At 61.0% G+C, this 22,629-nt stretch carries 18 protein-coding genes; 7 read left to right on the top strand and 11 right to left on the bottom strand.

Annotated features, from left to right (window positions below; translation table 11 throughout):
* Nucleotides 1-2: 2 nt before the first annotated feature.
* Nucleotides 3-1,442 carry a TolC family outer membrane protein gene (locus FW800_RS03235; protein ID WP_005784173.1) on the top strand — a complete coding sequence of 480 codons (1,440 nt, stop codon included), beginning with the start codon at nt 3-5 and terminating at the stop codon, nt 1,440-1,442.
* A 123-nt stretch (nt 1,443-1,565) separates the two neighbouring features.
* On the opposite strand, the gene waaA is transcribed toward FW800_RS03235, so the two are convergent.
* Together waaA and FW800_RS03225 are read right to left on the bottom strand one after the other, a co-directional pair.
* Nucleotides 1,566-2,843 carry a lipid IV(A) 3-deoxy-D-manno-octulosonic acid transferase gene (waaA, locus tag FW800_RS03230; protein WP_446436956.1) on the bottom strand — a complete coding sequence of 426 codons (1,278 nt, stop codon included), beginning with the start codon at nt 2,841-2,843 and terminating at the stop codon, nt 1,566-1,568.
* A 23-nt stretch (nt 2,844-2,866) separates the two neighbouring features.
* Complete coding sequence (locus FW800_RS03225; RefSeq protein WP_032878246.1) at nt 2,867-3,757, bottom strand: LysR family transcriptional regulator; 891 nt, start codon at nt 3,755-3,757, stop codon at nt 2,867-2,869.
* A gap of 103 nt (nt 3,758-3,860) precedes the next feature.
* On the opposite strand from FW800_RS03225, the gene FW800_RS03220 reads away from it, so the two are divergent.
* From FW800_RS03220 to FW800_RS03205, 4 genes are read left to right on the top strand one after another with little or no spacing between them, the layout of a single operon-like run.
* Nucleotides 3,861-4,196 carry a DMT family transporter gene (locus FW800_RS03220; protein ID WP_005784167.1) on the top strand — a complete coding sequence of 112 codons (336 nt, stop codon included), beginning with the start codon at nt 3,861-3,863 and terminating at the stop codon, nt 4,194-4,196.
* A 55-nt stretch (nt 4,197-4,251) separates the two neighbouring features.
* A complete protein-coding gene (locus FW800_RS03215; protein WP_032878248.1) occupies nt 4,252-5,427 on the top strand; it encodes an NAD(P)/FAD-dependent oxidoreductase in 1,176 nt (391 codons plus the stop codon).
* On the top strand, nt 5,424-6,236 hold the full coding sequence (locus tag FW800_RS03210) for an aldo/keto reductase (protein WP_446436955.1): 813 nt from the start codon (nt 5,424-5,426) through the stop codon (nt 6,234-6,236). The genes FW800_RS03215 and FW800_RS03210 overlap by 4 nt, the downstream gene beginning before the upstream one ends.
* A 41-nt stretch (nt 6,237-6,277) precedes the next feature.
* A complete protein-coding gene (locus FW800_RS03205) occupies nt 6,278-7,246 on the top strand; it encodes a hypothetical protein (RefSeq protein WP_005784162.1) in 969 nt (322 codons plus the stop codon).
* Nucleotides 7,247-7,314: 68 nt separating this feature from the next.
* Here FW800_RS03205 and FW800_RS03200 read toward each other — a convergent pair whose 3' ends face one another.
* From FW800_RS03200 to msbA, 3 genes are all read right to left on the bottom strand, one after another.
* Complete coding sequence (locus tag FW800_RS03200; protein ID WP_446436954.1) at nt 7,315-8,250, bottom strand: NAD-dependent epimerase/dehydratase family protein; 936 nt, start codon at nt 8,248-8,250, stop codon at nt 7,315-7,317.
* Nucleotides 8,243-9,667: a bifunctional D-glycero-beta-D-manno-heptose-7-phosphate kinase/D-glycero-beta-D-manno-heptose 1-phosphate adenylyltransferase HldE gene (gene hldE, locus FW800_RS03195; protein ID WP_005784159.1), complete on the bottom strand. Its 1,425-nt coding sequence runs from the start codon at nt 9,665-9,667 to the stop codon at nt 8,243-8,245. The genes FW800_RS03200 and hldE overlap by 8 nt, the downstream gene beginning before the upstream one ends.
* Before the next feature lie 189 nt (nt 9,668-9,856).
* On the bottom strand, nt 9,857-11,662 hold the full coding sequence (gene msbA, locus FW800_RS03190; RefSeq protein ID WP_032878254.1) for a lipid A export permease/ATP-binding protein MsbA: 1,806 nt from the start codon (nt 11,660-11,662) through the stop codon (nt 9,857-9,859).
* A gap of 157 nt (nt 11,663-11,819) precedes the next feature.
* On the opposite strand from msbA, the gene FW800_RS03185 reads away from it, so the two are divergent.
* Nucleotides 11,820-13,661 carry an O-antigen ligase family protein gene (locus FW800_RS03185; RefSeq protein WP_446436953.1) on the top strand — a complete coding sequence of 614 codons (1,842 nt, stop codon included), beginning with the start codon at nt 11,820-11,822 and terminating at the stop codon, nt 13,659-13,661.
* 19 nt (nt 13,662-13,680) lie between these two features.
* Here the strand turns inward: FW800_RS03185 and FW800_RS03180 are convergent, their stop codons facing one another.
* The 6 genes from FW800_RS03180 to FW800_RS03155 form a co-directional block, all read right to left on the bottom strand.
* The gene (locus FW800_RS03180; RefSeq protein WP_446436952.1) at nt 13,681-14,562 is read right to left on the bottom strand and encodes a glycosyltransferase; all 882 of its coding nucleotides are present in this window, start codon (nt 14,560-14,562) and stop codon (nt 13,681-13,683) included.
* Nucleotides 14,559-15,707, bottom strand: a complete 1,149-nt coding sequence (locus FW800_RS03175) for a glycosyltransferase family 4 protein (protein ID WP_032878257.1) — start codon at nt 15,705-15,707, stop codon at nt 14,559-14,561. The genes FW800_RS03180 and FW800_RS03175 overlap by 4 nt, the downstream gene beginning before the upstream one ends.
* A gap of 86 nt (nt 15,708-15,793) precedes the next feature.
* Nucleotides 15,794-17,200, bottom strand: a complete 1,407-nt coding sequence (locus FW800_RS03170; RefSeq protein WP_446436951.1) for a PIG-L family deacetylase — start codon at nt 17,198-17,200, stop codon at nt 15,794-15,796.
* Entirely contained in the window at nt 17,197-18,093 is an 897-nt protein-coding gene (locus FW800_RS03165) for a GNAT family N-acetyltransferase (protein WP_078820129.1), read from the bottom strand. Before FW800_RS03165 ends, FW800_RS03170 begins: the two co-directional genes overlap by 4 nt.
* Nucleotides 18,094-19,851 carry a carbamoyltransferase family protein gene (locus tag FW800_RS03160; RefSeq protein ID WP_003187998.1) on the bottom strand — a complete coding sequence of 586 codons (1,758 nt, stop codon included), beginning with the start codon at nt 19,849-19,851 and terminating at the stop codon, nt 18,094-18,096.
* A 119-nt stretch (nt 19,852-19,970) separates the two neighbouring features.
* A complete protein-coding gene (locus FW800_RS03155; RefSeq protein WP_032878260.1) occupies nt 19,971-20,306 on the bottom strand; it encodes a YceK/YidQ family lipoprotein in 336 nt (111 codons plus the stop codon).
* Between the two features lie 206 nt (nt 20,307-20,512).
* Here FW800_RS03155 and FW800_RS03150 point away from each other — a divergent pair, with 206 nt between their 5' ends.
* Entirely contained in the window at nt 20,513-22,591 is a 2,079-nt protein-coding gene (locus FW800_RS03150) for a TonB-dependent receptor family protein (protein ID WP_446436950.1), read from the top strand.
* The last annotated feature ends 38 nt before the right edge of the window (nt 22,592-22,629 follow it).

Genomic DNA, 22,629 nt, shown 5'->3' with positions numbered 1-22,629 from the left:
TCATGCTGCGCAAACTTTCACTGGCTCTTGCCGTGTCTTGTGCGACCAACGGACTGGTCTGGGCAGCTGAAGCGCCCTTGTCCACCAACACCGATCTGGTCAGCGTCTATCAGGAAGCGGCGAGCAACAACGCCGACCTGGCCGCTGCCCGCGCTCAATATGGCGCGCAAAAAGAGGTGGTGCCCCAGGCGCGCGCAGGCTTGCTGCCGAACCTGTCGGCCGGCGCCGACAGTAACAATGTGCGCACCCAGATCGACCAGCCCGCCGCCACGGCCAACCGTGACGCCCACTCCTGGCGCGCTACCCTGAGCCAGCCGCTGTTCCGCGCCGATCGCTGGTTCCAGCTGCAAGCTGCCGAAGCCGTCAACGAGCAAGCCTCGCTGCAACTGTCGGCCAGTGAGCAGAACCTGATTTTGCAAAGTGCCGAGAGCTACTTCGCCGTGCTGCGCGCCCAGGACAACCTGGCATCGACCAAGGCCGAAGAAAATGCCTTCAAGCGTCAGCTCGACCAGTCCAATGAGCGCTTCGATGTGGGCCTGTCGGACAAGACCGACGTGCTGCAATCCCAGGCCAGCTACGACACCGCCCGGGCCAACCGCATCGTGGCCCAGCGCCAGGTAGACGACGCTTTCGAAGCGCTGATTACCCTGACCAACCGCCAATACAACTCGATCCAGGGCATCGTCCATACCCTGCCGGTGCTGCCGCCGGCGCCGAACGACGCCAAGGCCTGGGTCGAAACCGCCGGGCGTCAGAACCTCAACCTGCTGGCCAGCAATTACGCCGTGACCGCCGCCGAAGAAACCCTCAGGCAGCGCAAGGCCGGCCACCTGCCGACACTCGATGCGGTCGCGCAATACGAAAAAGGCGACAACGACGCCCTGGGGTTCAGCAACCCGAATCAGTTGCCTATCCCGTACGGTGGCGATGTGTCGCAACGCACCATCGGCCTGCGTTTGAACATCCCGATCTACAGCGGCGGCCTCACCAGTTCGCAAGTGCGCGAGTCCTATTCACGCCTCGACCAGTCCGAGCAACAACGCGAGGGCCTGCGCCGCCAGGTGGTGGAAAACACCCGCAACCTGCACCGTGCAGTGAACACCGACGTGGAGCAGGTGCAGGCACGCCGCCAGTCGATCATTTCCAACCAGAGCGCGGTAGAAGCCACGGAAATCGGTTATCAGGTGGGCACGCGCAACATCGTCGATGTGCTGGACTCACAGCGCCAGTTGTATGCGTCAGTGCGTAACTACAACAACAGCCGCTACGACTATATCCTCGACAACCTGCGCTTGAAACAGGCGGCGGGCACCCTGAACCCAGGGGACCTGCAAGACCTGGCGCGCTACCTCAAGGCCGACTACAACCCGGACAAGGACTTCCTGCCGCCGGACCTGGCCAAGGCTGCTGCCGAACAGCTCAAGGCCCGCCCGGGCTATTAAGCTCACCGCATAACCAATGTGGGAGGGGGCTTGCTCCCGATAGCGCTGTGTCAGTCGCCCAATAGGTTGGCTGACCCACTGCCATCGGGAGCAAACCCCCTCCCACATTTGATGGGCGCTGGGTCAGTGAGCGATCAATCTTTCCAAACCGTCCAAAAGGCGTTTTAACGCACCCTGGTTGGCCTGCATCACTTTCAACCCCGCCTGCGCCATCCTGCGCGCATCCTGCGGCAGTTCGAACAATTGGCGCACCGCTTCGGCCAAACCGTCTGCATCATCCACCTCTCGCAACGCCCCGGCGTCGCGCATCATCGTGCTGATTTCGAGGAAGTTGAACAGGTGCGGCCCCATGATCACAGGCTTACCCAAAGCCGCCGGCTCCAGCGGGTTGTGCCCGCCGGTCGGCACCAGGCTGCCGCCCACAAAGGCACTGTCGGCCAGGGCGTAGAGAAACAGCAGCTCACCCATGGTATCGCCGAGCAGCACCGAGGTTTGCTCGGTGACCGGCTCACCGCTGGAGCGACGCACCGTGGCAAACCCTTGTTGCACACTCAGCTCGAACATCGGGTCGAAGCGCTCCTGGTGACGCGGCACCAGAATCAGCAACGCGCTGGGATAGCTCGCCAGCAATTGGCGATGGGCAGCCAACACCACTTCGTCTTCACCTTCATGGGTACTGGCGGCGATCCACACTGGCCGGTCGCTGGCGCCCCACTGTTCACGCAGGTCAGCGGCGCGGGCCGTCAATTGGGGGTCGATGGTCAGGTCGAATTTGATCGAGCCAGTCACCTCCACCGTTTCAGGCCGTGCGCCCAGACTGAGAAAGCGCTCCGCCTCGGTTTGCGTCTGCACGGCGAACAGGCTCATTTGCGCCAGCATCGGCGCCGTCAGCTTGGCGAACCGGGCGTAGCCCTTGGCCGAACGCGCCGACAACCGTGCATTGGCCAGCGCGACCGGGATACCGCGTTGAGCGCAGGCATGGATATGGTTGGGCCATAGCTCGGTTTCCATGATCACCGCCAGCTTGGGCTGCACACGGTCGAGAAAACGCTTGGCGGCGCAAGGCAAGTCGTAGGGCAAGTAGCAATGCTGGATGCGCGGCTCATTGGCGAACAACGCCTGGATACGCTCGGAACCGGTAGGCGTCATGCAGGTGACAGTGATCGGCAGTTGCGGATACCGCGCCAGCAAAGCGCGAATCATCGGCGCGGCGGCAATGCTTTCGCCCACCGAAACGGCGTGCACCCAGATGCCGCCGGGGCGCATCACCGGCAAGCCATAGGAAAACCGTTCGCCCACACGCTTGGCATAGGCCGGTGCCTTGCGCGCGCGCAGCCATAAACGTAAGGCCACCAACGGCAGCGCCAGGTAAAACAGACAGCTGTAGAGAGTTCTATTCATGGCGGCGGAGTTTATCGGCTTTTTCAGTCGATCGCCTGCAAGCACTCGGCAAATCGTTTGGCCAGGAAGCGAGCGGCGGGCCCCAGATGCTCATCGCGCCTCCATACCAGTTCCACGACCAGCGCCGGCGGTGTCCATTCGCTGGCTAACTCGACCATCTGTTGTTGGTAGGTCGGGTATTGCACGATGTGCCGAGGCAGCCAGGCCCAGCCCAGGCCGCTCATCAGCCATTCGGCCAATACGTAGAAGCTGTCGGCGCGCCACACCAGAGGGCTGGCCGCTTCGCTGCCGGGATAGACGCTGGTCTGGGTCGACATCAGCAACTGCCGATGCTGGGCCAAATGCTGGCAAGTCACGTAAGTTTCCTTGGCCAGCGCATGATTCACCCCGCATACCGTGACCATTTCCACACTGCCCACTACCCGCCGCTCAAGGGCCTCCGGGATTTGGTCGTGATAGAACAACAATCCAAGGTCCGCCTGGCGCTCCACCAGCTTGCGCGCCACATCGCCCTGGGCGGCGCTGGACAGCTGCACTTCCAGGAGCGGGTATTGCACCGCCAGCGCCTCCAGGCTGTCGAGCACCGGCTGAAACAACATCGCCTCATCCTGGGCCAGCCGCAGGCAGGCTTCCTCGCCGCGGGTGAGGGACAGCGCCCGGCCGTTAAGCCGCTCGCATTGGCGCAGCACTTCACGTGCTTCTTCCAGCAACACGCTGCCGGCTTCGGTCAGGCGTGGCTGGCGGCCGCTACTACGTTCAAACAGGCTGACGCCCAGGTCCGCCTCCAGCAGGGCGATGCCATTGCTGACCGCCGATTGCGCCTTGCGTTGCCCGCGCGCTACGGCAGAGAACGAACGCTGCTCGGCAACGCTGACAAACAGGCGCATCTGTTCCAGATCCCACTGCACGCTCATGGTTGAACCTATCTTGAATTCGGATAGGTAATGACTTTACCGCATCTGTTGAACCTCTAGAATGCCGACCTTATCAAACCAGCTTCACCTTGAGGATTGCCCCATGAACGCCGCCTACTGCTACCTGGCCATTGCCATTTGCTCGGAAGTGATCGCCACCGTCTCCATGAAAGCGGTCAAAGGCTTGAGCACACCGATCCCGCTGCTGCTGATGATCGCGGGTTATGGCGTAGCGTTCTGGATGCTCACCCTGGTGGTGCGCACCGTGCCCGTGGGCGTGGCTTACGCGGTCTGGGCAGGGCTGGGGATTGTGATGGTCAGTGTCGCGGCGCTGTTCATCTACGGGCAGAAGCTGGATGTGCCGGCGATGCTGGGCATGGGCCTGATCGTGCTGGGCGTGGTGGTGATTCAGCTGTTCTCGAAAACCGCCGGGCACTGACCGTCACTCAACAGCCTGTATACTGCGCCTCTTGTCTTGAACACTGAGGTCGCCGATGCCATCCGTTATTTCCACCGACGTTCTGATTGTCGGCGCCGGGGTTGCCGGGCTCTGGCTCAATGCGCGCCTGCGCCGCCAGGGGTTTTCCACGGTACTGGTAGAAAGCGCCAGCCTGGGCGGCGGGCAAAGCGTGAAGTCCCAGGGGATCATTCACGGCGGTGCGAAATACGCCCTGCATGGCGCCCTCACCGGCGCCTCCGAAGCCATTGCCGACATGCCGCGGCGCTGGCGTGAAGCCCTTGCGGGTGACGGTGAGCTGGATCTGTCTGGTGTGCGCGTGTTGTCCCAAGCGCATTATTTGTGGTCCCCGGGCACCCTCGCCGGCAACCTCACCAGCTTTTTTGCCAGCAAGGCCGTGCGCGGCCGCGTTGATCAGGTCAAGGGCGAAGAGCTGCCTGCTGCCCTGCAAGACCGCCGCTTCAAGGGCAAGGTCTATCGTCTGGCGGAGTTGGTGGTTGACGTACCGAGCCTGATCGAACGCCTGGCGCAACTGGCGGGTGACGGCTTGCTCGCAGGCCAGCACATCGAGCCGTTGCTGGACGGTAATACGCTGGTGGGCTTGAAGGTCGATGGCCGCGAGATCCGTGCCCAGCGCATCGTGCTGAGCGCCGGCGCCGGTACCGCTGACCTGCTCGCGGCCCTGGGCCTGAGCCAGCCGGCCATGCAAAAACGCCCGTTGCATATGATCATCGCCAAAGGCCCGGGCCTGAAGCCGCTGTATGCCCATTGCCTGGGCGGCGGTACCAAGCCACGCATCACCGTAACCACCCACCCGGCCGCCGATGGCAACTGGGTGTGGTACCTGGGCGGGGATATCGCCGAGGCCGATGGCGTGGCGCGTACGCCTGACGAACAAATTGCCACCGCCCAGAAAGAGCTGGCGCACCTGCTGCCCTGGATCGACATGAGCCAGACCCGGTGGGCGACCCTGCGGGTGGAGCGCGCCGAGCCGCTGCAATCGGGGCTGAGCCGGCCCGACAACGCCTTTCTGGCCGAAGACGGCCGCCTGCTGGTCGGTTGGCCGACCAAACTGGCCCTGGCACCGGACTTCGCCGACCGCGTCCTCCACGCTCTGGAGCGAGACGGCATTCGCCCCGGCGCCAGCACCCCACTGCCCGAACTGCCAAAACCGGCTATCGGCCAACCCGCCTGGGAGCAACTGTTGCCATGAGCCTGCCAACCCTGCACGACCTGCATCGCCCGTTGGGCAGCACCGGCCTGCTGGTGTCGCCATTGGGACTGGGCACCGTCAAGCTGGGCCGCGACCAGGGGGTCAAATACCCCAGCGGCTTTCAGATTCCCGGCGACGACGAGGCGCGAATGCTGCTGCGCCAGGCTCGCGAGCTGGGCATCAACCTGATCGACACCGCCCCCGCCTACGGCATGAGTGAGGAACGCCTGGGCCCGTTGCTGCGTGGCCAGCGCAACGACTGGGTGATTGTCAGCAAGGTCGGCGAAGAGTTTGCCGATGGCGTGTCCCGTCACGACTTCAGCGCGGCCCATACGCGAATGTCGATCGAACGCAGCCTGAAACGCCTTGAAACGGATTTTATCGATTTGGTGCTGGTGCACTCCGACGGTAACGACTTGCACATCCTCAACGACTGCGAGGTTTACCAGACCCTGGCCCAACTGAAGAAGGACGGCAAGATCGGCGGTTTCGGCTTCTCCGGCAAAACCGTCGAAGGCGGCATAAAGGCCCTGGAACAGGGCGATTGCGCGATGGTCACCTACAACCTCAATGAACAGGCCGAGAAAGCCGTGATCGATTACGCGACCACCCATGGCAAGGGCATCCTGGTAAAAAAAGCCCTGGCCAGCGGTCACGTGTGCCTGGAGCCAGGAATGGATCCAATTCATGCCAGTTTCCAGCTGTTGTTTGCGCAAACGGGCGTCGCCAGTGCTATTGTCGGGACCATTAATCCGCTGCACCTGGCCCATAACGTGGCAACCGCTGCCCGAGTCATCCGTCAACTCTGATGCCGCCCACGCGGCCGACCCCGTCGCACAAAGGAGCCGACATGCCGCGTACGCTCATAAGAAAGAACCCCAGTAACTTCAAGACACTGCCGCTGCACGTAGAGGCCACCCCCGAAGGCCTGAGCTACCAGAGCGTCGGCATGCCGCTCAACTTTGCCCAGACCCTGCAACGGCGCAAGCCGGTGGAGGTGCCGGATGCCGAACGCTTCGCCCTGGAACTGGCGAACCTCGGCGTCTCGGTGCGCCTGACACTGCACTGGCAAAACAAGGATTACTGGGTGCTGGTGCGCCAGCGTCGTCAGGACCGCGGCGATGTGGTGCTCAAGCTGATCTCCGGCTACGTACCGGCCCATGAACTGAACCTGCCGCTGCATACCGCGATCCAGGAAATTGCCGAAGAGTGCCTGCTGGAGACGCCTGAAGGCTGGCTTGGCGGGCGCTTCAATGACACCTGGCTACCGGCGCCCTACTCCGCCGCCCTGCATTACCGCGAAGCCCTACCGTTTCGCCTGAGCCCCCTGTCCGGCGCCGCACGCCCGGTACGCTGCGCCACCACGCAACTGATCGAGCGCCCACGGGCCTATGTGCACCTGCCGACGGCATCGCTGCAATTGATTTATGACCTGCGCCTGGAAGTGCCAAAGGAAGCCAAGTCCCTCAGCTTGTTCCATGTGGATGAACGCCTGGAAGGTGACCAACTGGTGGCGCGCCTGGATCGTCAGCGTCCGGATCTGTACCTGATGCCATTGAAAGACGGCGAGCCGTTGGCCGAACTGTATACCGTCAAGAAAGATCAGCTGTACCCGGCCAGCACACGCGGTTTGTACCTGGCAGAAAGCTTTGCCCAGCAAGAGGGCTGGCTGGTGCGCGATGAGCGGATTCGCTGGAAGGATTGGCTGCGCCAGCAAGGCCTGGCAGAGCCGGAAAAGGACTCGAAACTCAAGCGCCTGACCGGCAAGGCGCGGCAGATGCTGCGCAAGATCGTACCTAAGAAAAACATCAGGAGCTGATGCGCTAACCTTTAATTGAGGCGCGAGGAGGACGGTTCTGTCCACCTCGGCTCATGCAGGTAAAACCGTCAGCTGTTCAACAGGCGCTCCAGCCCCACTTTCAACGGGGTAGGCTCGGGCGGCGTGAAACTGGCCAACAACCGTTGGTTATTCGCCTTTGAATGCCGAATATCGCCCGAGCGCGCCGCTTCATATGTCACAGCAGGCAACGAGCCCAAGGCCTCTTCCAGCGCCTGCAGAACCTGCCTGAGGGTGGTGGTGCGGCTCCAGCCGACGTTAATGGCCCCCAAGGGAGCGTCTGGCACTTCAACGGCCTGCACCAGCACATTGACTAGATCTTCCACATACATGAAATCGCGGGTCTGCTCACCATCGCCGTACACGGTGATAGGCAAGCCACGCTGGGCACGCTCGCTAAAGATGCTGATCACGCCGGAGTACGGCGATGACGGATCCTGGCGGGGTCCGAAAATATTGAAGAAACGAAAAATCACCGGCTCCAGCCCATGCTGGCGGCGGTAAAAATCAAAATAGTACTCGCCAGCCAACTTGTCCGAAGCATAGGGCGTCAATGGGGCTTTAGCTGTCTGCTCGTCAATCGAAGCACCTTCACCATTGTTGCCATACACAGCTGCGCTGGAGGCAAATACCACACGCTTCACACCGGCCTTGCGCATACCTTCGCAGACATTCAAGGTGCCGACGAAATTGCTCTGATGGGTGCTGACGGGATCATCCACCGATGCTTGCACCGAAGCTACAGCCGCCAAGTGCACCACCGCCGTCACACCAACAAGGGCCCGCGCCACCTCTTCGGCATTGGCGACGTCACCTTCAAGCAGTTCGACTCGCTCGTTATCGAGCGGCAAATTGCTTCGCTTGCCAGTGGACAGGTTATCCAGCACGCGGACCCAATAGCCTCCAGCAAGCAGCGCATCAACCAAATGTGAGCCGATGAAGCCAGCGCCGCCAGTGATCAGAACCCACTTTTTAGTATCAATCATTATTACGGATCTTCTCGACGATAGCGGTGGTTGAGCTGTTTTCAACTAGGCCCAGCACTTTGACCTTACCGCCGTAGGCGCTGACGATATCCGCCCCCACGACCTGGTCGACGGTATAGTCACCACCCTTTACCAGCACGTCAGGCTTGACCTGGGCCAGCAGATTTTGCGGAGTATCCTCGGAGAAGCTGATCACCCAGTCCACCGCGCCCAGGCCCGCCAGCACCGCCATGCGCCGGTCAACACTGTTGATCGGACGGCCCGGCCCCTTCAGGCGGCTAACCGAAGCATCATCGTTGACCGCGACAATCAAGCGATCGCCTTGGGCACTCGCCTGCTCCAGGTACGTCACATGCCCGGCGTGCAGGATGTCAAAGCAACCGTTGGTGAACACAATGCTTTCGTTATGGGCACGTGCATCGTCAATCGCCAGCAGCAACTGCTCCAGGCCCAGCACGCCGCGCTCCGAGCCTTCGGAGCGCTGAATCGCACGGCGCAACTCCGGTGCGCTGATGGCCGCGGTACCCAGCTTGCCCACCACAATGCCCGCCGCCAGGTTGGCCAGGGCCACGGCGTGGGGCAGTTCCTCACCGGCCGCGATAGACGCCGCCAGGGTGGAAATCACGGTGTCACCGGCACCGGTAACGTCGAACACTTCACGGGCCCGCGCCGGCAGGTGCATGGCCGGATGGTCAGGTCGCAGCAGGGTCATGCCGTGCTCGCCACGGGTCACCAGCAAGGCGCCCAGATCAAGCTCGGCCATCAGCGCCGCGCCCTTGCTCACCAGTTCGTGCTCATCGGCACAACCGCCGACGATGGTTTCGAACTCACTGAGGTTAGGCGTGAGCAGGCTGGCGCCTCGATACACCGAGAAATCCTTGCCCTTGGGATCGGCGAGTACCGGAATGTTGCGAGCCTTGGCGGCCTGGATCAGCACCTGGTGATTCTGCAAGGCGCCTTTGCCGTAGTCGGACAATACCAGCACCTTGATACCTTCGAGCAGCGCCTCGACCTGGTCGCCGAGGGCCAGGGCGTCGGTGGCGAAGGGCTCTTCAAAATCGATACGCAGCAATTGCTGGTGACGGCTCATGACCCGCAGCTTGACGATCGTCGGCTGATGAGCGATGCGCTGGAACAGTGCACGCACACCGGCCCCCTGCAGACTGTTGGCCAGGCTTTCGGCAGCTTCGTCGTCGCCGGTCACACCCACCAGGGAGGCCGGGGCGCCGAGGGCGGCAATATTGAGCGCGACGTTGGCTGCGCCACCCGGGCGGTCTTCGATTTGCTCGACCTTGACGACCGGCACCGGAGCCTCAGGGGAAATCCGTGAGGTACCACCATGCCAGTAACGGTCGAGCATGACATCGCCGACCACCAAGACAGCGGCTTGATTGAATCGCGGCATGGACAACTTCATGGAGCAACCCACATACAAAATGAACAGGGGCGCGATATTAGCACAGGGTTTGCGGTCGCTTGCGCGCACTGCAGGCCAAATGTGGAAGGGGGCTTGCCCCCGATGGCGGTGTATCAGCTTGCACAAATGCCGGCTGATCCACCGCTATCGGAGGCAAGCCCCCTACATTAGCTCTGTGTCGCTGCTGGATCAGGTGATGTCAGCCGCTACTGGCGCATCCAGCCCCATGGCATGCAGGCGAGCGTAATAGCCGTTCTGCGCCAGCAACTCGCCGTGGGTGCCGCGCTCGACAATCCGCCCGTCATCCATCACCAGAATCAGGTCGGCTTTCTCGATAGTCGACAATCGGTGCGCGATCACCAAGGTCGTACGGCCTTGCATGACTTTGTCCAGTGCCGCCTGGATATGCCGCTCGGACTCGGTATCAAGGGCCGAAGTGGCCTCGTCGAGAATCAGCAGCGGCGCATTCTTGAGCAAGGCGCGCGCAATCGCCAGGCGCTGACGCTGGCCGCCGGACAACAGCACGCCGTTCTCACCGACCTGGGTATCGAAGCCTTTGGGTAACTGGTCGATGAAGTCCTTGGCATTGGCATCCGCCGCCGCCGCTTCAACGTCGGCGCGAGGCGCACCGGCCAGGTCGCCGTAGGCGATGTTGTTGGTTACGGTGTCGCTGAACAGGGTCACGTGCTGGGTGACCTGAGCAATATGCTTGCGCAGGTTGAGCAGCTTGTAGTCTTCGATCTCTACGCCATCGAGCAGGATCTCACCGCTTTCATGGTGGTAGAAACGCGGGATCAGGCTGGCCAGGGTCGACTTGCCGCTGCCTGAACGGCCCACCAGAGCGATCATCTGCCCAGGCTCGGCGGTGAAGCTGATGTCCTTGAGCACATGGCGTTCGGTGCCTGGGTAGGTGAAGTTCAGATTGCGCACTTCCAGGCGGCCATTGACCTTGTCGCGCTCGATGGTGCCGTGGTCGACCTCAACGTCTTCGTCCAGCTGTTCAAAGATGCTCTCGGCGCCCGCAACACCTTTCTGGATGGTCGAACTGACCTCCGAGAGCTGACGGATCGGCTTGGGCAACAAGCCAGCCAGGGTGATGTAGGCCACCATGTCACCCGCCGAGGCATCGCCACGCAGATACAGGACCAGGAACATCAGCACAGCCATGGCGGAGTAGATCACCAACTGCAGCGCCGGGGTGTAGATCGCCCCGGTGCGAGTCATGCGCAGTTGCTTGTTGGTGTTGCTCTGGCTGGCCTTGAAAAAGCGCTTCTCTTCGTAGACTTCGCCACCAAAGCTTCGCACTACGCGGTAGCCCTGGATGGTTTCCGAGGCCACGTGGGTCACGTCGCCCATGGCCACCTGGATCTTCTTGCTCTGCTTGCGGAATTTCTTGCTGGCGGTGCTGACCATTACCGCAATCAACGGCAGGATCGCGATCATGACCAGCGTCAGGCGCCAGTTCATGTACAGCAGGGAGGCGAACAGGAAGATCACCGTCATGCCTTCGCGAATTACCACCTTGATGGCATCGGTTGCCGCACCCGTGACCATGGTCACGTTGAAGGTGATGCGGGAAATCAGGTGCCCGGAGTTGTGGTTATCGAAGTAACGGTTGGGCAGCGTCAGCAAGTTGTTGAACAACTGCACCCGCAGGTCATGGACCAGCCCCAGGGAGACCTTGGCCAACAGATAGTTGCCCAGGAACGAACCCAGGCCCTGCCAGGCCGCGATCAGGATGATCAGCAGCGGCACCGCCTGCAGCAGTTGCAGATCGCGCAGGAAGGGTACGGTGGGGAACAACACGGCTTCCGGATTGGAAAGGCCGTCTACAAAGTACTTGAGGATGTAACCCAGCATCGGTTGGGTCGACGCGAAAATCAGAAACCCAAGGATACTCAACGCGAACAAGCCCATGTAGGGCTTAACGTAACTGAGCAGGCGGAAGTATATTTTCAAGCTCGAAGGGCTTGCGCTCGGACTGGAGTCGGTCATATCACGCGGCGTTTTGAAAAAGGAGGCTGACTTTAGCACAGCTTCTCTGTTGTACTTGCACCCGGTATACCCGCGGCCCGGTTGGATCTGACCGGCGACATTACATAGCCACTAGCTTAAGATGGTTGGCTTTCTATTTGTGGAATGGCTCTACTGTATGCACTCCAAGCGCCTTATCTATGGCTCAAACCGCGTTTTCGACTTCCTGGTCCTTTGGATTTTACCTGTTGGCTTGCTGCTGCTCCTGAGTGCACTTTTCTTCGTCGGCAATCGTAATGTCCTGCACCGGATCGTCTACATCCTGTTCAGCGTACCGACCTTGTTTTTACTGTGCATGCGCCCCCGGGAGCTCAGGGATCTGCTACGAGAGCCCCTGGCTATCGCCTTTCTAGCCTTTTCCGCCTGGGCCTTGGCCAGCCTGCTCTGGAGCCCTGAGCCCAGTTCCGATACCGACCTTTTCAAGCGGCCGCTCAATACCTTCATGCTGTTTGGCGGCTGCGGGCTCCTGCTGCATTACCGTAATGAACTGTTCAAGCCGATCTTCTTTGGTGCCGCCGTCATTGCGCTGGTGGTAAGCCTGTGCAACCTGGTGGTGTTCGTCAAATCATTCCAGCCCGGCATGCGCATGATCGGCGGCCTTGGCGCCCTCGACAACCCGTTGCTCAGTTCGCACCTTTTTGGTTTTTTCACTGTGTATTGGCTGTACGCCTGCATGACCACCCAGCGCTTGAAGGTATTGTGGTTCAGCGTACCGGCCCTGGCGATCATGACGGCGGCGGTGCTGGCGACCGGCTCACGCACGCCGCTGGTGGCGTTGACGCTGGCGATCCTGTGGATGAGCTTTGTCAGCCGCAACCGCCGCTCGGCATTGCTTCTCGGCGGTATGGTCCTGGGTGCCGTCGCGCTCCTGGTGCTCTACCCCGAATCGATCACTGAACGAGGCAGCTCATTCCGCCTTGAACTGTGGAGCATGTCGTTGCGGCTTATCGCGGAACACCCGTGGATCGGTCACAGTTACGACTCCGAACTGTTTCTGACCCTGGCAGATGGCGACCAACTGCGCGAACCCCACAGCTTTGCGCTCGGGGTGCTCTACTACGTCGGTATCATCGGCTTTATTCCGTGGATCTTCATGCTCGGGTGGGGCCTGTACAAGGGCCTGAAGGAGCGCGCGCAGCCGTTGTTCATCCTGGCATCGTCGCTGCTGGCCTATGGCATCGGCGCTGGCCTGACCGAAGGCGGCGGCATTCTGTCGCGGCCCAAGGAACATTGGTTCGTACTCTGGATTCCGTTGGCAATTATCACAGGTCTGAGCCTCGCCCAGCGCCACCGCAGCCTGCTGCGCATGCCGGTACAGAACATCAAGGCCCCGGCTTTCGAGCAGCTGTGCAGCAACGCCCATGTCATTGAAGCCGATGGCCTGGGCCCCAAAGTACTGCGCCTGCAAGACGGTAATTTCCTCAAGCTGTTCCGCCCCCGCCGCTGGTACACCTCCGGCAGTTTCAACCCCTATTCCGAGCGCTTTGCCAGCAACAGCGAGCAACTGCGTACCCTGGGGATCCCCGCTCCGCAAATCCTCGGGCTGTATCGTTTGCCCGATGCCAGCAGTGCCGTCACCTACACCCCCCTGCCCGGCCTGACTTTACGCCAGGCGTTGCAAAGCCTGGACAGCAGCCTGCGCGAATCACTGGTGGAGCGTTTTGGCCGGTTCATGGCGCAGTTGCACGAGCGAGGGGTGTACTTTCGCTCGTTGCACCTGGGCAATGTGTTGTTGATGGACGATGGCGAGTTCGGCCTGATCGACATCGCTGACCTGCGCATCTACCCCTCTTCACTTCGTTACGCGCTGCGCCAACGTAACCTGCGTCACATGCAGCGCTACCCACAAGACCACAACTGGCTGTTCGAAACGCATTTCGAACAACTGGTCAAAGGGTATGCCTCGGTGGCAAGCCCGGCCGCCACTGCGAAAATCCGCGAGCAGGTACAGGGCCTGTAGCAGGAGGGATGGCGCCGTTTCAGTTCCTGAGCGGCGCCAGATACAACCTCACCAACCCACGCAAGGTCTTGCGCCCCCAGAACTTCAACGGGATCTGCTTGAGAATCTCGCGCGCCAACGGGCGGTCGCGGTCGGCGGTCTTGAGGAACATTGAGTTCAGGAAGTTGTAGCGCACCTGATCATAGGCCGGGTGATCGCTGAACAATGCGTAAGTCTTGAGAATGTTCTGGATCATGTAACGGTGGTTCTTGTACGTGTTGGTAGCGTGCTGGCGATATTTGGCCATCACCACACCCAAAGCGTCGATGGTATAGCCCGCCGCCGTGATCTTCAGCTGGATCAGCAAGTCCTCCAGGGGAATCTGCGGGTCGAACCCGCCGACCTCCTTCAGTACGTCGCGACGAATCAGCATGGTCGGCGCCGGCGGAAAGGGCTTGCGGTCCAGGAATATGTCGTCGAAGTCGAGGCTGCGAAACGGCACGTCGCGACGTTGCTTCTTCTCCGGGTGCAGGTTGCCGTCACCGTCGATCAGCTCGATATTGCCGGCGCACATGCCCACCTTCGGCTTGCCCTCCATGTACGCAACCTGAGTGGCGAGACGGTCCGGCAACATGATGTCATCCGAACCGAACGGCGCGATCAGGCTACCCTTGGCACGAGCGATCGCACCGTTCAAGGTGGCGCTGAGGCCTTGGTTCTGCTGCACCTGGAAATCAAAGCCGTGCTCGGCCTGCAAGCGCTGGATGCGTTCGACGCTGTCATCCTTGGAACCGTCATCCACCACCAACAGTTCGATATTGGGGTAGGTCTGCCCCAGCACGCTGAGGATGCTCTGTTCGATGTACTGGCCATGGTTATAGGAGGCGATGATCACCGAGACCAGGGGCTGTTGCTGATTCATGCTCTACCTACTTCACGCAAACCGGTTTCAATCAGGGTCAGGTACTTGTGCTTGAACTCGTCAAGGGTGTGGTTGGCCTCCAGATAGCGGAACACCTCTTCACCCTTTTCGCGCAGCTGTTCATCGCTCAGTGCCAGATAAGTATCCAGGGCTGCAGCCAACTGCTCGACGTTGCCAGGGTCATGGGACAGCCCACCCGCGCCCTGCACCAGGGGCAGCATTGCCGGTCCGTTGGAGGCAATCACCGGCAGATGGCCGCTCATGCCTTCCAGCAGCGCCAGGCCCAGGCCCTCGAACAGTGACGGCATGGTCCAGATGTCGAAGCCGCGCACATACTTCATGCCGTCTTCACGAAAGCCCAGCAAGTGCGCACGACCGTTCAGGCCCAGGCGTTCGATATCGGCACGCAAATCGGCTTCGGCGCGCCCGGAACCGATGATGCCCACCTGCGCCTCAGGGTATTTATCCTTGAGCGTGGCGAAGGCCTGCAGCAGATGAGTATGGCCCTTGATCGGCACCAGGCGGCCCAGAGCGCCGATCATCCGTGCTTCCATTGGCAGGCCCAGGGCCTTGCGTGCGTCCTCACGGGACAGTTGCAAGGCTTCTGCCTGGGGAATGTCGATGGCGTTGGTGACGTAGCTGGTGTTTTCACGGGTGAACCCACAGTTGAGGTCCACCAGGTAGTCCTTCACCGCTTCCGACACGCCGACAAAACGCCAGGCCGGGCTGACCCAGCGCTGGGTCTGACGCCGACGGTAACCACGGGCATATTCGCCAAAACCGTGGGAGATACCGATGCACAGAGGGATTTTCAACCAGCGATTGAGCGACAGCATCATGTTCACCGATTTGAAGCGGTTACAAATGACCACATCGAACTTCTGCTCGCGGCAATACTTGTAGATCTGCCACATGGCGCCAAAACGAATGCCCTTGAGAGACTTCTCCGGCAGCTCGAAATAGTGGGAATGCTCAGCCACGCTCAGGGGCTGGCCGGGCAGCGGACGACCGCTTAGAAATCCGGAGGTCACCTCGAAACGTTCAGGCGGCAGGGATTTGACGATTTGCTCACCCAGGTCGGCGAAGTCATGGGTCTTGACGTTGTAGTCCGGCTGTAACTGCAAAACCTTGAAACGCGGCTTCATAACTCTCCATGCAGCGATCTGGCTACGGGCGCAAGGCCCGGTAAAAATGGGCGGCAGACCCACGCTGGCCTGCCTTCGAGAGGTTCTCAGTCCTGCTTGAGGACCCACAGCAGCTCGTGACGACGCACGGCTTTGCGAAAGAATTCGTTCTCGCCGTAAGGCGATGGACTACGTCCGGCCAGCACTTGCTGCAACCACTTGCGCATCCGGCGCTTGAGCGGCGCGCGCGGCTGCAAGTCGTGCATCATGCCCAGGGCCATGGCCTTGTCCTGCTGCTGGCTCAAGGTGAGTGCAAAGCTGCACGGCACCATCTCGGGCGATGAATCGAAACGTGGCGGCAGCGCCATCCCAGCACCGGAGTCACCCATGGGCCAGCGGTCATTATCATGCAGGTGGTTGGCATAACCGAGCAACGTGTCGGGCTGCCACTCCAGGCCCTGCAGAGCTTCAAGCACCGCCGCATGGGCGCAGATGTGGTCAGCGTGGGGGTCCAGCAATGGCGTGGGCAACACGATCACCTGAGGGCGCGCCTTGAGCAGCAGTGCGCGCAGGTCGGCGATCAGGTTGTGCCAGGTCGGTGCGCCATCTGCATCTCCCGGCAGGGCAAAGCCGTTGAACTGGCGAAATAGCCGCGTGTCGGCCAAATCCGCTTCGCGCGACGCCTGAGGCTGGTCCGGCGCAGCCTGCATGGCCTGCAATTGCATGCAGAAGTAACCCAACTGCACGCATTGTGCTTCGGGCACCCCGGCCCAACGCGGCACGGCAACGCTGTCCCAGGCGCGCAAGCGGCCCTTGAGGCGTGATGCTTGGGCCTCGGGCAAACCCATCTGCTGATAGTACTCGGCTTCGATTTCCCCGGCAGTCAGGGTCACGATCCAGCTTTCAGCCGCTTGACTGTAAAGGCTGAACGCGGCCAGCTCGGCATCGTCGGCGTGAGGAGCGATCACCATCACACGTTGCTGGCGATAGTCCGGTTGGTGGAAACGCCACAGAATCGGCTGCCCCTTGATCCGGCAAAAGCGCCCGCGCAAGCTGATGTTGCCCGCCGCCAGTGCTTGTGCAGCGCCGGTCAGGTTGAGATAGCGACGCCCGTTGACGCCACGTTCAAAGGTTTGGCGGTCCGCTGAGTCAAGGCCCAACAGGTCCACCGCCGGGTCTAGGAAGCGCCCCAGCCACGAACTTTTCAACTCAACGCCAATAATCAGGGTTTCATCGTTCGCCAGCGGCGCATCCAGCAACAGCCGCCCCGACTCCAGACGCAAACCGGGCTGCTCGCTGCCGGCTGGGAATGCGTACTCATAGTGGTCGCTGGGCGAGTAGAACAGGTGATCGGCAAACCACGCTTCATGGGCCGCCCATAGCAACACCGCCAACATCGGCGGCAACCACCAGGCCACCATTACACCGGTGGCAACCAGCACCGCCAAGCCGATCAACAGCGCGATGCGCTTGTTGCGCCGATGGCGCTTGAGCAGTTGCTGTTTGCGACTCATACGCTGAACACCGGCACCGGGTTGCACCAGCGCTCCTTATACTCACGGTCGGAACGACCGAAGGAAAAGCGCAGCGACTTGTTCGCCGCCCGCGCCTGCTCCCAGGCGCTTTGGGTATTGAGGAAACTCAACACGCTGCCAGGGCTGAACGCACGGGTTTGCGGGTCGACGCCGCCGTTGACGTACTCGGCGCTGAACCATTCATTGGACTGCACCTGATACACCAATTGCACCGCAATCGCGGCGTCATTGAGAAACAGCACCGAGCCGAACAGAAACTCCTTGAGCAGCTCCAGCACCTCGGCCAAACGCGCCGCACCAGCCGCCGGGAACCCCCAGCGACGCTGGAACAGATCGCAATAAATCGCCGCCAGCTCCACGCTGGAGAACTCACTGACCGCCCGTGCTACGCCGCCCGCTTCTTCCAGCAAACGCAATTCACGGCGCTGGTTGTAGCGAAACTTCTTCGACAGCTCTTCGGGCGTGCGCGCCATGGCCAATTGCTCGGCCTGGGGCTTGAGGGTACTGACGCGCCCTTCGTTAAGGGCCGACAGGTAGCGCGCCCGGTGGCGCAGCGGCAACTGAGCATCGGCGGCAATGGGCAGGATGACCTCGGCATTGCCCAGGTCAAACAGGCCTTTTTTGCCGGTGCGCTTGAGCACGTCCTTGGAGAGAGCCAGATCGCGCCCCCAGGTGGCTATCGCCCCCTTGAGTTCGCCACCTTGTTCCCAGCCCAGGTAGCGTACCGGAATCTGCGCCAGGCCAGCCAACCGCTCGATAACCTGAGGGTGGGTCGCCACGCTGCCGCCGTAACGCTGCCAGGCCTGGGCGTAAACCTCGGCCTCGACAGGCGCCCAGCCACGTTCACGCCAGCCCTGGAAGCGGTTCAGCATTTAAACCACGGCGTCATAAGGGTCCACGCCGTCTTTCACGACCAGGATGTCTTCCATGATCAGGTACTGCAGGTCCGAGCCGAAGAACATGTTCAGCGCGTCGGTCGGCGAGCAGATCATCGCTTCGCCACGACGGTTGAGCGAGGTGTTCAGGGACACGCCGTTGCCGGTCAGCACTTCCAGCTCTTTCATCATGTCGTAGTAGCGCGGGTTGTATTCGCGCTTGAGTACCTGAGCGCGGGACGTGCCATCTTCATGCACCACTTCCGGCACGCGGGTCTTCCACTCTTCCGACACTTCAAAGGTGAAGGTCATGAACGGCGCCGGGTGATCGACCTTGATCATCTGCGGGGCCACGGTGTCGAGCATCGACGGGCAGAAAGGCCTCCAGCGCTCGCGGAACTTGATCTGGTGGTTGATGCGGTCAGCCACGCCGGTGGCGCTTGGGCAGCCAATAATCGAACGCCCACCCAAGGCACGCGGGCCAAACTCCATGCGGCCCTGAAACCAGGCCACCGGGTTACCGTCGACCATGATCTTGGCGATGCGCTTGGGCATGTTTTCGATCTTGCGCCAGTTCGGCTTGCTCTCGTGCTTGGCGCAAGCGGCGATCACGTCTTCGTTGCTGTAGGACGGGCCGAGGTACACGTGCTCCATCTTCTCCACCGGTACACCACGAGCGTGGGATACATAGGCGGCCGCGCCGACAGCCGTGCCGGCATCACCGGACGCCGGCTGCACGAACAACTCTTTGACGTCATCGCGGGCAATGATCTTCTGGTTCAGCTTGACGTTCAGCGCACAGCCGCCGGCGAAGGCCAGCTTGCCGGTGTCCTTGAGGATGTCGCCCAGGTAATGGTCGATCATCTGCAAGGCCAGCTTCTCGAACAACGCCTGCATACTGGCGGCGTAGTGGATGTACGGCTCGTCGGCAATGTCGCCTTCGCGCTTGGGGCCCAGCCACTCGATCAGTTTTGGCGAGAAGTAGAAACCCTTGCCCTTCTCTTTGTAGCGACGCAGGCCGATGACGTTGGCGTAGTCGGTGTTGATCACCAGCTCGCCGTTTTCAAAGGACGCCAAACGCGAGAAATCGTACTTGCTGGCATCACCGTACGGCGCCATGCCCATGACCTTGAACTCACCGTCGAGCATCTCGAAACCGAGGAACTCGGTGATCGCACCGTACAGGCCGCCGAGAGAATCCGGGTCGTAGAATTCCTTGATCTTGTGGATCTTGCCGTTTTCGCCATAGCCGAAGAACGTGGTGGCGTACTCACCTTTGCCGTCGATGCCCAGGATCGCGGTTTTTTCCTGGAAACCCGAGCAGTGGTAGGCGCTGGAAGCGTGGGCCAGGTGGTGTTCAACCGGTTCGATCTTGATTTTCTTCGGATCGAAGCCCAGTTGTTCCAGGCACCAGACAATCTTGTTGCGATAGCGCTTGTAGCGACGGTTACCCATCAGGATCGCGTCGAGGGCGCGGTCCGGGGCGTACCAGTAGCGCTTGGCGTAGTGCCAGCGTGCCTCGCCGAACAGGCTGATCGGGGCGAATGGGATCGCCACCACGTCAACGTCCGAAGGCTTGATGCCAGCCTGTTCCAGGCAGAACTTCGCCGACTCGTAGGGCATGCGGTTCTTTGCATGTTTGTCGCGTACGAAGCGCTCTTCTTCGGCGGCCGCAATCAGCTTGCCGTCGATATACAGGGCTGCGGAAGGATCATGGCTAAGGGCGCCGGACAGGCCAAGAATCGTCAATGCCACTGGGGTCTAGCCTCTTTTAGTCTGCATGCAGGCGCATCGCGCCTGAAAAAAGTGTGCTTCCCGCCCGGGCGGGAAACAGCTAAAGGGCGGGATTATAGCTTAAAAGCAGTAGGAAGCTGTTAGCGCAGCTCGATGCTACCGTCGGCGCTTTGGCGGTAGATGGTGTAGGGCAAGACGAGCGTGTCCAGCACCGCGGAAACCGGCGCATCCAGAATGACCCATGGAATCCCGTTCAACGACAGCCCACCCGCAGAGTTGGGAGGCCCATGCAAGACGCAGAGGTCATAAGCTACGCCACTGTAGATTCGCGAAACGGACTGACAGTAGGTTTTCTTGCCCTTGAGGTCACGAACAGTAACGTCATCGCCACGCAGCACGGTGGTCGCCGTGCCGCAGCCTGCAACGATCAACGACATTCCCAGCAACATCAGCAGGCGCAGGATAGGAGTCCACATAGTTGATTCTTCTTTTCGTTTGATAAAGATCGAAAACCTAGCACCACAAAACCAAGACTTCAGGCTTGCGCAGTCGACGCTAAGCGTAGGAAGCGTCCCAATGCGCCAGGCGGTAAGGAGTTCGGCAAATCAGAGGACGAGTCGTTAAACTTGTCACATTTGCACTTACACCCCTTACTTGCGTGCGCTACCCACTCGGCCTTTTCATGACTCCTTTTGCTCCAACCTGCCTTGCCTTACTGCTGGGCCTGTGCAACACCGCCCAAGCCGACAATGCGCCCCTGATCCTGGATCCCAGCGTGGTCACCGGCTCGCGCAGCGCCAGCCCGACGTTCGACCTGCCGTATTCGGTAGACGGCATTAATCGTGAACAAATCAGCAACGGCCAACTGGGCATCAACGCCTCCGAAGCCCTGTCCCGCGTGCCCGGCCTGGTGGTGCAGAACCGCCAGAACTATGCACAGGACTTGCAGATCTCGTCCCGCGGCTTCGGCGCCCGTTCGGCGTTTGGCGTACGCGGCATCAAGCTGATCGCCGATGGCATCCCCGCCAGCACCCCCGACGGCCAGGGCCAGGCCGCAACGTTCAACCTCGACACTGCCGAGCGCATCGAAGTGCTGCGCGGCCCGGCGGCGACTCTGTATGGCAGTAACGCCGGCGGTGTGATCCAAATGTTCTCCCGCGACGGCGAAGGCCCACCGCGCATCGGCGCAGAAACGCTGGTGGGCAGCGACGGGCTGAACAAGAACCACCTTAGCGCGGAAGGCGCGGCCAATGGTGCCGGGTTCGTGCTCGATGCCTCACGCATGGACACCAACGGCTACCGCGACCACAGCAGCGCCCGGCGCGACCAGACCTTCGCCAAGCTCAACTTCCAGCCGGATGACGACAGCAAGCTGGCATTGATCTACAGCAGCCTGGAGCAGAACGGTACGCAGGATCCGCTGGGGCAGACCTGGACAGCGTACAAGGCCGATCCGCGTTCGGTAAGCGCCAACGCGCTGACCTATAACACGCGTAAAAGCATCGATCACCAGCAATTGGGAATGAACTACGAGCGCTACATCGGCAATGCGACGTTGCAGGTCAATGCGTATACCGGGCGCCGCAGTGTGATTCAGTACCTGTCGATCCCAAAAGGCACACCCGCCAACGAACGTGGCGGCGGCGTGGTGCAATTCGACCGCAAGTTCTACGGTGGCAGCGTGCGCTGGATGCAGCCCATCGACAGTGCGCCCGGCGACTTGATGATCATCACTGGCCTGGACTTCGACCAAAGCGAAGACAGCCGCCACGGTTATCAGAACTACAGCGGCAACACCCTCGGCGTGAAAGGCCAACTACGCCGCGACGAAATCGACACGGCTCGTAGCCTCGATCCGTATATCCAGGCCAACTGGGCCCTCGACCGCTGGACCCTGCAAGCCGGTGTCCGGCACAGCACCATGCAGATGGACGTCGATGATCAATTCCTGAGCAATGGCGATGCCAGTGGTAACAAGACCTACCAGAAAAACACGCCTTCGATGAGCGTGATGTATGCATTCACGCCCGACCTGCACGGCTATATCAGTGCAGGCAAGGGCTTTGAAACCCCGACCCAGGCCGAGCTGGCCTATGCCCCGGGCAACGTCGAGGGCTTCAACTTCGGCTTGAAGCCGTCTGAAAGCACTCAGTATGAAATAGGTGTGAAGGCGCAACTGAACAACACGCGGATCAACGCCGCCGTTTTTCAAATCACTACCGAGGACGAACTGGTGGTGCAGCAATCCATCGGTGGCCGTACCAGCTACCAGAACGCCGGTCGCACACTACGTCGCGGCTTCGAACTGGGTGTTGAAAGCCAACTGAACGAGCACTGGAGCACCAGCCTCGCCTATACCCGCCTCCAAGCCACCTACGACAGCGACTTCGCCAGCGGCGCCAACACCATCGACAAGGGCAACTACCTCCCCGGCGTCCCCCAAACCACCCTGTTCGCCGAACTGAACTGGAAGCCACGGGACTGGGTCAGCACGGCCATCGAAGGTATGTACCGCAGCAAAGTCTATGTCGAAGACACCAATAGCCAACACGCTGCACCGGGCTACAGCGTCTTCAACTGGCGGGCACGGTTTGAGCAGAAGGTGGAGCACTGGACCTTTCACCAGACCTTGCGCCTGGATAACCTGCTGGATCGTCAATATGTGGGGTCGGTGATTGTGGGTGACGGCAACGGGCGCTACTACGAAGCAGCACCGGGGCGCTCGTGGTATGCAGGCGCTGGGGCCGAATATCAATTCTGATGTGGGAGGGGGCTTGCCCCCTTCCACATTTGGATATC

The sequence above is a fragment of the Pseudomonas sp. 910_23 genome (assembly GCF_052850795.1).
This window is presented reverse-complemented; position numbering and strand designations above follow the sequence as displayed.